The sequence below is a fragment of the Paenibacillus lutimineralis genome (assembly GCF_003991425.1).
In the GTDB taxonomy this organism is placed as follows: domain Bacteria; phylum Bacillota; class Bacilli; order Paenibacillales; family Paenibacillaceae; genus Fontibacillus; species Fontibacillus lutimineralis.
In genome coordinates this window covers 3,933,457-3,945,989 of the sequence record NZ_CP034346.1, presented here as the reverse complement: position 1 = coordinate 3,945,989, position 12,533 = coordinate 3,933,457, and the positions used below count along the sequence as shown (strand labels likewise).

General features: G+C 47.4%; 11 protein-coding genes. 9 read left to right on the top strand and 2 right to left on the bottom strand.

What is annotated here, in order from left to right:
• Both spoVAC and EI981_RS17380 read right to left on the bottom strand, forming a co-directional pair.
• Nucleotides 1–489, bottom strand: a complete 489-nt coding sequence (spoVAC, locus tag EI981_RS17385; protein ID WP_127000254.1) for a stage V sporulation protein AC — start codon at nt 487–489, stop codon at nt 1–3.
• 14 nt (nt 490–503) lie between these two features.
• Entirely contained in the window at nt 504–1,367 is an 864-nt protein-coding gene (locus EI981_RS17380; RefSeq protein ID WP_127000252.1) for a DUF421 domain-containing protein, read from the bottom strand.
• A gap of 200 nt (nt 1,368–1,567) precedes the next feature.
• Here EI981_RS17380 and EI981_RS17375 point away from each other — a divergent pair, with 200 nt between their 5' ends.
• The 9 genes from EI981_RS17375 (at nt 1,568) to EI981_RS17335 (ending at nt 12,121) form a co-directional block, all read left to right on the top strand.
• The gene (locus tag EI981_RS17375; RefSeq protein ID WP_127000250.1) at nt 1,568–1,774 is read left to right on the top strand and encodes a DUF1657 domain-containing protein; all 207 of its coding nucleotides are present in this window, start codon (nt 1,568–1,570) and stop codon (nt 1,772–1,774) included.
• A gap of 220 nt (nt 1,775–1,994) precedes the next feature.
• A complete protein-coding gene (miaB, locus tag EI981_RS17370) occupies nt 1,995–3,548 on the top strand; it encodes a tRNA (N6-isopentenyl adenosine(37)-C2)-methylthiotransferase MiaB (RefSeq protein ID WP_127000248.1) in 1,554 nt (517 codons plus the stop codon).
• A 131-nt stretch (nt 3,549–3,679) separates the two neighbouring features.
• Nucleotides 3,680–4,078: a YlbF/YmcA family competence regulator gene (locus EI981_RS17365; RefSeq protein WP_127004797.1), complete on the top strand. Its 399-nt coding sequence runs from the start codon at nt 3,680–3,682 to the stop codon at nt 4,076–4,078.
• Nucleotides 4,079–4,183: 105 nt separating this feature from the next.
• The gene (locus EI981_RS17360; RefSeq protein ID WP_127000246.1) at nt 4,184–4,576 is read left to right on the top strand and encodes a PaaI family thioesterase; all 393 of its coding nucleotides are present in this window, start codon (nt 4,184–4,186) and stop codon (nt 4,574–4,576) included.
• A gap of 361 nt (nt 4,577–4,937) precedes the next feature.
• The gene (locus tag EI981_RS17355) at nt 4,938–5,723 is read left to right on the top strand and encodes an NUDIX domain-containing protein (RefSeq protein ID WP_127000244.1); all 786 of its coding nucleotides are present in this window, start codon (nt 4,938–4,940) and stop codon (nt 5,721–5,723) included.
• A 107-nt stretch (nt 5,724–5,830) separates the two neighbouring features.
• Nucleotides 5,831–7,294 carry a nicotinate phosphoribosyltransferase gene (locus tag EI981_RS17350; protein WP_127000242.1) on the top strand — a complete coding sequence of 488 codons (1,464 nt, stop codon included), beginning with the start codon at nt 5,831–5,833 and terminating at the stop codon, nt 7,292–7,294.
• A gap of 315 nt (nt 7,295–7,609) precedes the next feature.
• Nucleotides 7,610–8,617 carry a 2-oxoacid:acceptor oxidoreductase family protein gene (locus tag EI981_RS17345; RefSeq protein ID WP_127000240.1) on the top strand — a complete coding sequence of 336 codons (1,008 nt, stop codon included), beginning with the start codon at nt 7,610–7,612 and terminating at the stop codon, nt 8,615–8,617.
• Nucleotides 8,618–8,644: 27 nt separating this feature from the next.
• Nucleotides 8,645–10,951: a thiamine pyrophosphate-dependent enzyme gene (locus EI981_RS17340; protein ID WP_127000238.1), complete on the top strand. Its 2,307-nt coding sequence runs from the start codon at nt 8,645–8,647 to the stop codon at nt 10,949–10,951.
• A 171-nt stretch (nt 10,952–11,122) separates the two neighbouring features.
• On the top strand, nt 11,123–12,121 hold the full coding sequence (locus EI981_RS17335) for an acrylyl-CoA reductase family protein (RefSeq protein ID WP_127000236.1): 999 nt from the start codon (nt 11,123–11,125) through the stop codon (nt 12,119–12,121).
• Nucleotides 12,122–12,533: the final 412 nt, after the last annotated feature.

The window sequence follows — 12,533 nt, the reverse complement described above, 5'->3', positions numbered from 1 at the left end:
TTAGTGACCTCCTCCAGCAAAATCAGGAATGAAGATGGCATAGAATAAACCAATGATGAACGCGGCAAAGGTACCGAATACGATGACGGAACCTGCAAGCTTGAACATGCCGGCACCAACCCCGAGAACTATTCCTTCTGCGCGATGTTCAAGTGCTGCCGAGGTCATTGAGTTGGCAAATCCGGTGACTGGCACAGCGGTGCCAGCCCCGGCCCATTGTGCGATTTTGTCATAGACGCCCATGGATGTCAGAATAACGGCGATCAGAACGAGGACCGCGACCGTTGGATTGGAGGCCGACTTCTCGTCGAATCCTCCAAAAGCGATAAATGCCTGGCGAATGCACTCGCCGAGCAAGCAGATGATTCCACCGACCAAGAAAGCACGCAGACAGTTCTTGAGCACCGGGCGTTTAGGCTCCATGGACGAAGCTAGACGCTGGTACTTTTGCTGCGCAGGTGTCATTTTTTTATTTTTTGCATTAGCCATGTTACGCACTTCCTTTATTGTTGTATCAACACTCGTCTCGTATCATCAATGACGTGCTGCAATTGCTCGGAGCAGGTGGTATATATTTGCTTGTTCGTCTCGTTCTCTGTCGAAAGGGCGAATATCTCAAGATCCGCTTGACATTTCTTAAGTGTTGCGAGAAGCAACGGTTTTTCCTGCGGCTGCGGAATTTTGATTTTATCATCATACAGGTCGACATAGAGCTGCCCATAACCATCAACCTGGCCAAGATAGACATTTTCAAGGGATACGCCTTGCTTCTCCAGCTCTGTATTTAGCCATTGTCGGCTGAATCCAGACGTTGCCAAAGGTTCGTCCATCATTTTGCCGTCGAGAATAACAGTTTGCGGCTCGGCCTCGGTTGGCATCTTAATACCTAGTTGTGCTAGCGTAATCGGTTGATATTGATCCTTCAGTAAGGCGTTGACCTGGCCATCCGGTTCAATGACGGCATATTCGACCTGGGATACCTTGAAGATGCTCTTCCTGCGAAGCTGTTCCATGAGCTCCTCGTTGGTCAGCTTTTCTTTCTTCAGATTATCCTCTAAGACTTTGCCATCTTTAATAAGAACTGTGCCTTTGCTGTCGATCACGTCCCGCGATTTCTTGCTCTTCATTTGCAGAAACTCGATTCCTAGGGAGACGAAGAACCAGGTCACAATAGCGACAAGCGCAATGTACCAATCTTGATCGTGATTTATGGATAGAAAAGCCGCTAAATCCCCGATTGTTATTCCCGTAACATATTCAAAGAAGGTTAATTGTGAGAGCTGCCTTTTTCCGAGAATACGGGTCATAAGAAAGAGCACGAAGGCGGCGGATAAAGTCCTGACGATAATTTCTAACCACACGGGCATAGCGAGAAGGCTCCTTTCAGCATGCATGCACAATTTGACATTCACTTATCTGACTTTTGAACAGTCATTGTATCCCAATTATGCGCAACTTGCGTTATTTTACTAACACAATATATGGCAAGAGGAAAATGAATTAGTCCGAGCAAATATGGCAAAATTAATGCTTGTTCAATTGATAATCTGATAAGGTGGTGAACAAATTGACTGTAGCGTCCCAAGTGAAGACAACCGTTGCATCCCTAAAAAGTGCTCAGGCTAGCTTTGAGACATTTGCTCTCAGTACGCAAAACCAGGAAGCCAAGCAACTGTTCACTAATGCTGCTCAGCAAACGCAGCAAATCGTGGATCAAGTGAATTCTCGCGTACAACAGCTGGAACAGGAAGAACCACAGTACAAAGGCTTCTAATCATTAAGGTAAAAAAGAGAAACCTCGTTCTCATCTGAACGAGGTTTCTTTTTTTGTTGAATAAGTGGGTGCGTTAATGGCAGAGGAAATGGACTCTTTCGCGTGAACCCAGGTAGATAAGCACTATAAATCATGTTATAATTTAGTGTAATGCATTTTTATAAGGTTGCTGAACCTCTTGGGTACACACATAGATTGTAAAAGGGAGTGAGCCGACACCGTGGCTAAAGAAACCAAGGATTACTCCAAGTATTTTGATTTTTCGGACGCTAAAGTCATCTCGGAGGACGAACGTGGGAAGAAGATCAGAATCCGCGGACGAGAGATCCAAATCTTGTCGGAACCGAACAGCCGTATTGAGAAACAGCGTGGTAAGGAAGAGATCAAAGTGCTATATGACAATATGGTACCGGAGGAGCTTCGGCATATTGGACTCGGCAAGCACTATATTGTGTATACGTTTGGTTGCCAAATGAACGAGCATGACAGTGAGACGATCAAGGGTCTTCTCGAGCAGATGGGTTATCAGCCAACGGAGGATCGTAAGGAAGCGGACATTATTCTGTACAATACCTGTGCGATCCGTGAGAACGCTGAAGACAAAGTATTCGGTGAACTTGGGCATATGAAAGTGCTGAAGATGGAGAAACCGGATTTACTGCTCGGCGTATGTGGCTGTATGTCGCAGGAAGAGGGCGTTGTGAACCGGATCCTGCAGAAGCACGGTTTTGTAGATATGATCTTCGGTACGCATAATATTCACCGTCTGCCTTATTTGATTCAGGAAGCGCTGTTCAGTAAAGAGATGGTGGTCGAGGTCTGGTCCAAGGAAGGCGACATCATCGAGAACCTGCCAAAGAAACGTGAAGGCATGCGCGCTTGGGTGAACATTATGTACGGCTGTGACAAGTTCTGTACATATTGCATTGTTCCATTCACACGTGGGAAGGAGCGGAGTCGCAGGCCAGAGGATGTCATTGCCGAAGTAAGAGAACTGGCACGGCAGGGATTCAAGGAGATTACGCTGCTGGGTCAGAACGTGAATGCTTACGGCAAGGATTTTACCGATATCGATTATAGATTCGGGGATTTAATGGATGACATCCATAAGATCGACATTCCGCGCATTCGCTTCACGACTTCGCATCCGCGCGATTTCGATGATCATCTGATTGAAGTATTGGCGAAGGGCGGCAATCTCGTAGAGCATATTCATCTTCCAGTGCAGTCGGGCAGCAGTGCTGTGCTGAAGAAGATGAGCCGTAAATATACGCGCGAGAGCTATTTGGAACTTGCTGCGAAGATTAGGGCCGCAATACCCAATGTAGTGCTGACAACGGACATCATCGTTGGCTTCCCAGGAGAGACGGATGAGCAGTTCGAAGAGACGCTGTCTTTAGTTCGTGAAGTCGGCTTTGACTCGGCATTTACATTTATATATTCGCCGCGGGAAGGTACACCGGCTGCGGTCATGGAAGATAATGTACCGATGGAAGTGAAGAAGCAGCGACTGCAGCGGTTGAATGCTGCGATCAATGAATACAGTCGCAAGTTTAATGATGCGCTTCGTGGTGAAATTGTTGAAGTGTTGGTCGAAGGGGAAAGCAAGCGAAATTCGAATATTCTCTCCGGCCGCACAAGAACGAACAAGCTCGTTCATTTTGAAGGAAGCACCGATTTGATCGGCAAATTCGTCATGGTAGAAATCACAGAGCCGATGACCTGGTACATTAAGGGGAATATCTTACCGGAGAGCGTTACTTCCGTGTCTTAATTAGACGATAGAAACCACCTGAACGAATTAGAACTCTACTAACCGATAGCATATGATGAGGAGGGAAAACCTTGACGCAGCAACATCAACAGCAGACCGATTGTGGGATTCCGAAGTTTGATTCCCGAGATATGGTTATTCGCGAAGATATTATGGCAAAAGCGAAAGAATTGGCCGCTTTGATCGGCACTAGCGAGGAAGTTCAGCAATTTAAGAAAGCCGAGCATCAAATTCAGAAGCATGATAAGGTGCAAAGTTTAATTAGCGCCATTAAGAAGAAGCAGAAGGAAATTGTTGCATTTGAGAGCTTTCAGAACAAAGCAATGGTGGATAAGATCGAAGCTGAAATTTCAGCATTGCAGGATGAATTAGACAATATTCCACTCGTTACTGATTTTCAGCAAAGCCAAAGTGATATCAACTATTTGCTGCAGCTTGTCATTTCGGTAATAAGCGACACTGTGTCACAGAAGGTAAATGTAGAGACGGGAAGCGGAGAGCCGGCAACGACTTCCGGCTATGGAGATTAATGACGTAATAAGTCGGTGCGGAAGTGTGCTTCCGCACCTTTTTATTGATTGCTGAATCGGCGCCTTGAAGAGAAAAATACATAGAAAATAAGGAGGTTGCGGTTCATGGATTGGTCAGAAATTATGCTGAAGGAGCAAATGAGCTTCTCAGGCAATTTGGGCATGAAATTCAATCAGATTGATAAGGAATGTGTGGAGCTGGAGCTTGAGATTCAAGAGAAGCATTTGAATTATGTTGGTATCGTGCATGGAGGAGTTCTGTCGTCGCTGATGGATCAAGCGATGGGAACCCTGGTAGGCGCAATTAAGGGACGCCTTGGGGTAACGACGCATCTGAATGTTAATTTTCTGCATGCAGCTAAAGCGGGAGCCATCAGAACCTATGCTTATCCTGTGCACGAGACTTTTCGTACCATGACCTGCCGTGCAGAAGTTCGTGACAGTAATGATGAACTATGCTGCGTAGCTACTGGAACATTCCGTTTGCCTCGCGAATGAGCGAAGATAAATGCAGGTTATGACAGACAAGCACATGGCTAATCCCATTATTTATTAACGATATTAACAAAGAAACCGTATTTTCTTTTATTGCATTTTTCGTCCTTAGGGTAGAATGTTATATAATAATATATTTAAGTAAAGGTTCAAAAAGTCCGGTTTTCAGCACCGAGAAGGTTGGATGAAGCTAGGGCCTGAGGAGCAGAGCGTACGTAGTGGGTACGTGAGCACCGGAAGGCCCGGCTGAATTCAAGATTCGATGTCGAATAAGCTCTCAGTGTTACTTCGTGATCAAAACGGACTTTTTGAACTACCTCTAAGGGCGTTATCATTATGACTGATGTGGTGATGGTGAATCGTGATGAGTAAAGAACAAGAGCAAGAGAGGGCCAAGGGCGTGATGGAGGTTAAGAAATATCGCACACCGGATGGAATTCCGGCGGATATCGTGATGTTTACTTTGACCCGTCAGGAGAGAAAGGCCTCGACCAAATCTTTGCCAAGGTTTGATCTGAAGGTCATGCTGATTCGCAGAAGAAGCTGGCCGTTTGCGGGGGCATGGGCTTTGCCAGGGGGATTTTGCCAGGAAGATGAATCGTTGTACGAGACGGCAAGAAGAGAACTGAAGGAAGAGACCGGAGTTGACGGACATCACTTGGAATATCTCGGCGTATACAGCAAGCCAGGCCGCGACCCGCGTGGGTGGATTATTTCGCACGCTTTCTTCGCATTGGTTGAGGAATGGGTGATCGAGAAGCGGCAAGCTGCGGATGATGCCCAGGAAGTGGGTCTGTTCCCGGTGCGCGAGGCGCTTGATGAGCTGCAGCTGGCTTTTGACCATCGTGAAATATTGCAGGATGCCTATTTAAGAATACAGCAGCAAATGCTGCATACGACAATTGCCAAGCAGTTTCTGCCACCACATTTTACGCTGGGTGAGCTATATCAGGTGATTCAGACGGTTGTACCAGATTTTGCAGAGCTTAATTTTATTCGTAAAATCACCTCCACGCGGAGCAGGCAGGGCATTCTGGAAGAGGTTCGTGATGAGGACGGCAAGCCGATGTTGTCCAACCAGTATTCCCAGCGTCCGGCCCAGCTCTACCGGTTTACTGATTTTACACCTCAGTTATCGATTTATACCTAAAGTGAGTGTTCAAAAAGATCGGTTTTTAGCCTAATTTATAATAGGGCAGAGGGAGTTTCACCTGCTGCCTTTTTTTGTCATCAGGATTGATAGAAAGGACGAGGACCATGTACTGTACAGATATGGCGTTACATACGGATAAGTATCAAATCAATATGATCTATGCACACTGGCTGAATGGTACCCATCTGAAGCAAACCGTATTCGAAGCTTACTTCCGCAAGTTGCCGTTCGGTAATGGATATGCGGTGTTTGCAGGGTTGGAGCGGATTGTGAACTATATATCCAGTTTGAAATTTACGGAAGAGGACCTCAGCTATTTGGCAACGCAGGAGGAGAATTATCAGCCTGAGTTCCTGGAACTGCTGCGCAACTTCCGCTTTAGCGGCAATATCTATTCCTTTAAAGAGGGGGCTCTATGCTTCCCGAATGAGCCGCTGATTCGCGTGGAAGGCACAATTATGGAGACACAGCTTGTGGAGACGGCGTTGCTTAATTTCATGAACTTCCAGACGCTGATTGCAACGAAGGCATCCCGTATTAAGCGAGTGGCTGAGAATGATATCTTGATGGAGTTCGGAACGCGCCGTGCTCAGGAAGCTGATGCGGCGATCTGGGGAGCCAGAGCCACGTATATCTCGGGATTTGATGCAACATCGAACCTGCTGGCTGGCAAAGTATTCGGTATCCCGACCAAAGGGACGCACGCGCATTCCTGGGTACAGATTTTCGATTCCGAGGAAGAGGCATTTGATATATATGCTAGAGCGCTGCCGGATCAAGTATCGCTATTAGTTGATACGTTCGATACGCTAGAGAGCGGTGTGCCGAATGCAATCAAGACGGCACGTAAGCTTGAGGAGGCTGGCAAACGTCTTGGCAGCATCCGTATTGACAGCGGCGACCTTGCCTATCTGTCTATTAAGGCCCGCAAGATGCTGGATGATGCTGGACTCCCTTATGTGAAGATCGTAGCCTCCAACGACTTGGACGAGAATACGATCTTTAACTTGAAGGCACAGGGTGCCAGAATCGATTCTTGGGGAGTCGGAACACAGCTCATAACGGCAGCAGACCAGCCGGCGCTCGGCGGAGTGTATAAGCTGGTGGAGCGCGAGTATAACGGCGTAATGGAGCCAACAATCAAGATCTCTGGCAATCCGGAGAAGGTTACTTCTCCAGGGAAGAAGGATATACTGCGGATTGTCAGCAAGGAGAGCTGCAAATGCATCGCCGACTACGTCTGCTTCCCGCATGAACAGCAGGCCCGGACGGGCGGTAATTTACGACTGTTCGATCCCGTGCATCCATATATTAAGAAGTCTGTGAAGAACTATGAGGCGATCCCAATGCTTCAACCGATTTTTGAGCAGGGGGAATTAGTCTATGACTTGCCTACACTGGAAGAGATTAAAGCCTACCATAAAGAGCAGGTCGACATGTTCTGGCCGGAATACTTACGCAAGTTAAATCCGGAAATCTACCGTGTTAGATTAAGTCAGGAGGCTTGGGAGCTTCGGCAGAGAATGATTGAGGAACGGCTTAGTGTACATGAGATAATAGAGGAATAATTTATTTATATTCAAAGACTGCTTTAGGCGTAGTGTTCGCTTGTAGCAGTCTTTTTTGCGTGCAATTGAATTATTTCTCGGGAAAGCGCAAAAATCGATTTTATTATATATAAGCTGCTACGAAATTCGACAATACTTAAATTTTGTGACAATCCAAGTAAAACAGTCAAAATGAGATTGTCCATATGACATTTGTTACATTCGTCACACTGCTTCTGTGATAGATTGAAAAATTAAGTAGGGTCTATTTTTTATGATATTTATTACTGATTAACGTCGTTATGATCTCGCATTTGCGAAGAAGGGAGCTATGACGTGGCACAGTTACCAAAAAAGAATAAGCTTGGATTTTTTGAGATTCGTCTGGAATCCATTGGGGGATTAGGCGCTAATCTAGCTGGCAAAATGCTGGCGGAGGCTGGCGTGGAAGGAGCGGGCTTCAACGGAGTCAGCTTCTCGTCCTATGGTTCGGAGAAGAAGGGCTCGGCGGTTAAGGCGCATATCCGCTTCTGTGATCTGGATACTCCGATCCGGGATACCTCACCGGTAGAGCGTCCGCATATTGTTGGAATATTCCAGGAGGCGCTTGCCAAGACCGTAAATGTAATTAGCGGTATATATGAAGATAGCACGGTTCTTGTTAATTCAACGAAAACTCCAAAAGATCTAAAAGAGAAAATGAAATTAATCGGCGGAACGATCGCCGTGGTCGATGCTACGGGCATCGCGCTCGAAGAGAAGAATCGCGTAAATATGGCTATGTTGGGGGCTATGTTCAGACTCTGTCCGTTCCTTGATCCGCAGACGATGAAGGATGTTATCCGCAAGTCGCTGGAGAAGAAGTACCCGCAGACGGTTGCTCCGGCTTTGGCTACCTTTGAACGCGGCTATCAGGAAGTAACGTTCGAGACATTCGATCTTCCAGAAGGAGCAAGCATGCCGGAATTTGTACGGATGGACACGCCGGTGCTTGGATACGAGACACAACCTATCGGCGGTATTATCTCAAATCCGGGCAATAGCATTTTGAAAGACTTGAGTATTTCTCGTTCGGGAATGATGCCGCATTTCGAGGCTGCTTCTTGTATTCATTGTGCCCAGTGCGACAATGTATGTCCTGATAATTGCTTCGTCTGGGAAGAGCTTCCGGATAAGAAGGGCAGACCACAGATGTTCCTGAAGGGCATCGATTATCAATATTGCAAAGGCTGCCTGAAATGTATTCATGCTTGTCCAACAGACGCGCTCTCCAAAGCTCGTGAAGAAGAAGGCTATGCAGAGGAGCATCGCGTTCCGCATTTATTCGACCTGGCCATTCAATAAATCTGAAATAGAAAGGCGGTAACATTGATGGCAATCAATATGGAGAAGGAACAAAGATTAGCCAAGGTGGAAGAACGGATCGTATATGAATCCGGTAATGAGATGGCAGCGTATGCCGCCCATCAGATTAATTATCATATCATGGGGTATTTTCCAATCTCTCCATCGACGGAAGTAGCTCAATTTCTAGATTTGATGAAGGCGAACGGTCAGCATGATATCAAGCTGATTCCATCTGACGGTGAGCATAGCTCGGCCGGGATTTGCTATGGTGCTTCCACAGCAGGCGGTCGTGTCTTTAATGCCACGAGTGCGAACGGTTATATGTATATGCTGGAGCAGATGAACGTGCAATCCGGCACCCGCTTCCCGATGGTCATGAACTTGGTCTGCCGTTCTATATCCGGCCCGCTCGATATTCATGGCGACCATTCGGATTTGTATTTTGCCTTGAATACAGGCTGGCCGATTCTGATGTGCCGCGATCCGCAGGCTGTCTATGATATGAATATTCTGGCGCTTAAGCTTGCTGAGGATCCAGAGGTCAGATTACCTGTTCTGGTCGCTTCGGACGGTTATTTTACATCTCACCAGAAGCGTCGTGTTCGCACATTCGCGCATAATGAGGATGTTCTGAAGTTTGTGGGCGAGCGTCCACCGGCAGGCTTCCCAGATACCCTGGATCGCAACCATCCGATTACGGTTGGACCATATATGAATGAACCGGACTATATCAATAATAAATATCAGCAATCCGAAGCGATGTATAACGCTGAGAAAGTATTTGAGCGAATTGCTAGCGAATACGGGGAGCTTACGGGCCGCGAATATCAAATGCTTGATATGTACCGGATGGAGGATGCTGAGGTTGCAGTATTCCTCATGAACTCGGCTTCTGAGATCATTAAGGACGTCGTTGATGAACTGCGCGCGCAAGGCATTAAGGCCGGCTCAATTGCACCCAATATGATCCGTCCATTCCCACAGAAGCAAATTGCTGAAGCCCTCAAAAATGTCAAAGCGATCACAGTGGGCGACCGCGCTGATTCCTTTGGTGCCCATGGTGGTAATATGGTGAATGAGATCAAGGCGGCTCTGTTTACTTACGGCAATCACTCAACGAAAGTGATCAGTCGTATTTACGGCCTTGGCGGTAAAGAGTTCTATGCTGAAGACGGACATAACTTGTTCGAACTGGCAATTGAAGCAGCTGAGAAGAATAAAGTGGTAGTACCATTTGATTACTACGGACATACCCCTGGGGATAAGACCAAAGTACCTCAGCCTGTACTGAAGCCGATGAAGTTCGAGGACCTCAAGACCGGTCTAATTCAGGTGAAAATGAATGAAGAGACCGGCAAGCTCGGCGTACGGATTCCTCCGCTGCGGGCCTTGACGAAGAAGCCGAAGCGGATTGCCCCTGGGCATGGCGCTTGTCCAGGCTGCGGTATTTTCTCTGGTCTGGAGTTGTTCTTCAAGGGGATTGAGGGCGATATCGTAGCGTTGTTCCATACAGGTTGCGCGATGGTCGTTACGACGGGTTACCCGTATTCATCACATAAGGCAACCTACATCCACAATCTGTTCCAGAACGGAGCCGCAACGCTGTCTGGCGTAGTTGAGATGTTCTGGGAGCGCAAGCGTAGAGGAGAACTAGATGAATTAGGGCTACAGGATGACTTCACCTTCGTTATGGTTACTGGCGACGGCGGGATGGACATCGGTATGGGACCGGCGATTGGCGCAGCATTGCGCGGACATCGCATGATCATTGTCGAATATGATAATGAGGGTTATATGAACACAGGTGCCCAGCTCTCCTACTCCACACCGCTCGGACATCGTACTTCGACTTCGAATATCGGTTCGGTGCAGAAGGGTAAAGTATTCCATCATAAAGATACGGCGCAAATTATGGCGGCGACGAATATCCCTTATGTATTTACCGGTAGCGAAGCGTATCCGCAGGATCTGGTGAAGAAGGCTGCCAAAGCACAGTGGTATGCACAAAATGAAGGACTCGTCTATGGCAAGATTCTGATCGCGTGTCCATTGAACTGGATATCTCCAGATGATGAAGGCACGAACATCGTGGATGCAGCGGTAAATTCCTGCTTCTTCCCGTTGTATGAGGTCGAGCATGGACAGACAACGATTACTTATAATCCAGAGGAAAAGAACAAACGGGTTCCGCTTACAGATTGGCTGAAGACGATGGGCAAGACACGTCATCTGCTTAAACCTGAAAATGCCGAAGCGTTAACTGGATTCGAACAGGAAGTGGATCGTCGCTGGCAGATTCTGAAGGCGAAGCACGAGAATCCTCTCCTGTAATAACGGGAATTATTCCGTAACAATATGAAGTAAAGCATGGAGCTGGAGATTGAAATATGCCACAATGAGCTGGTATATTTCAGTCTTCAGCTTTAATTGTTGTAAGATAGTAATAAATGATTATAGCTGATAAATTAACTTTTCCAAGATTGATCTAAGGAGGAGAATAGGATGGAGCAAGCATATAGAGCTTTTCGGGTTAATCAGGACGAACAGGGATTTCGGACGGGGATAGAGACGATCCAGATCGCGGACCTTCCTGACGGGGACGTAACGATCCGGGTTCACTATTCGAGTGTCAATTATAAGGATGGACTTGCCAGCATTCCGGATGGAAAAATAGTACGAAGCTACCCGATCACTCCGGGAATCGATCTGGCTGGTGAAGTGTTGGAGTCGAGCGACAGTCGTTATCAGCCAGGGGATCTCGTGCTATGCACCGGTTACGGACTTGGCGTAAGCCAGGACGGAGGACTGGCGGATATCGCCCGTGTACCTGGGGATTGGCTGGTGAAGGTACCTGAAGGGCTGACGCCTATGGAGACGATGGCCATTGGGACGGCTGGCTTTACAGCGGCCTTATCAGTAGAGCGACTGATTGCGAACGGACTCTCGCCTGACTTCGGTCCGGTTGTAGTTCTTGGTTCTTCTGGTGGCGTTGGAAGCATGGCGGTATCCATTTTAGGCAAGCTTGGTTACCATGTTATCGCCGTCACAGGAAAGGTGCAGGCCAGTGAGAAATTGCGTGCGCTTGGTGCCGCTGAGATCATTAGCCGCGAGGAAGCCATGGCTGGCGGGAAAGGGCCGCTGTCCAAGGAGCAATGGGCTGCTGTCGTTGATCCTGTGGGGGGGGCGGTGACAGGTGAAGTACTGAAGAAGATCAAATACGGCGGATTGGTTGCTATCTCCGGCTTAACTGGAGGCAATAAAATTGACACTACGGTATTTCCGTTCATCCTGCGCGGAGTGAATCTGCTTGGCATCGATTCGGTGTTATGTCCGATGCCGCTGCGCTCAAAATTGTGGCAGCAGCTAGCTGGTGAGTGGAGGCCGGAGATGGCTCTCGCTGAAGGGGTCACTGAGCTTCCGCTCGAACGGGTATCAGAGGCATTGACGACCGTCCTCGCTGGCCAAGCCGTGGGAAGACAGGTTATTAATCTCATGAAGTAAAAAGCCTTAAGGGTAGATAAAATAGCATAGAAAGAAGTGCGTGTTCAAAAAGGCCAGTTTTCAGCACCGAGAAGGTTGAATGAAGCTAGGGCATGAGGAGCAGAGCGTACGTTTTGGGTACGTGAGCACCGGAAAGCCCGGCTGAATTCAAGATTCGATGTCGAATTTGCTTCCTGATTCACTTCGTGTTAGATATAGAATTTATTCGTTATCAGCGTAGCTGATGAAATTCTTTATCGCAAGAAAACCTACCATTGGATCGCGGTCGCTCATCCTTGAATAACTTCGATCGGTTTTCTTATCAAAAGTAGACTTTTTGAACAACCTCTTGAAGCGAGTTTAGCTAACAGATTAGGTGGATGAGTCCCACCTGATCTGTTTTTTTATACAGTATAGTGATATTAGAATAGTA

Excerpts from the sequence above, each read along its gene's own strand:
- EI981_RS17355 (WP_127000244.1), top strand. The coding sequence starts at position 4,938 with ATGAGTAAAGAACAAGAGCAAGAGAGGGCCAAGGGCGTGATGGAGGTT.
- EI981_RS17350 (WP_127000242.1), top strand. The coding sequence starts at position 5,831 with ATGTACTGTACAGATATGGCGTTACATACGGATAAGTATCAAATCAAT.
- EI981_RS17365 (WP_127004797.1), top strand. The coding sequence starts at position 3,680 with ATGGTTATTCGCGAAGATATTATGGCAAAAGCGAAAGAATTGGCCGCT.
- spoVAC (WP_127000254.1), bottom strand. The coding sequence starts at position 489 with ATGGCTAATGCAAAAAATAAAAAAATGACACCTGCGCAGCAAAAGTAC.
- EI981_RS17335 (WP_127000236.1), top strand. The coding sequence starts at position 11,123 with ATGGAGCAAGCATATAGAGCTTTTCGGGTTAATCAGGACGAACAGGGA.
- EI981_RS17380 (WP_127000252.1), bottom strand. The coding sequence starts at position 1,367 with ATGCCCGTGTGGTTAGAAATTATCGTCAGGACTTTATCCGCCGCCTTC.
- EI981_RS17360 (WP_127000246.1), top strand. The coding sequence starts at position 4,184 with ATGGATTGGTCAGAAATTATGCTGAAGGAGCAAATGAGCTTCTCAGGC.
- EI981_RS17340 (WP_127000238.1), top strand. The coding sequence starts at position 8,645 with ATGGCAATCAATATGGAGAAGGAACAAAGATTAGCCAAGGTGGAAGAA.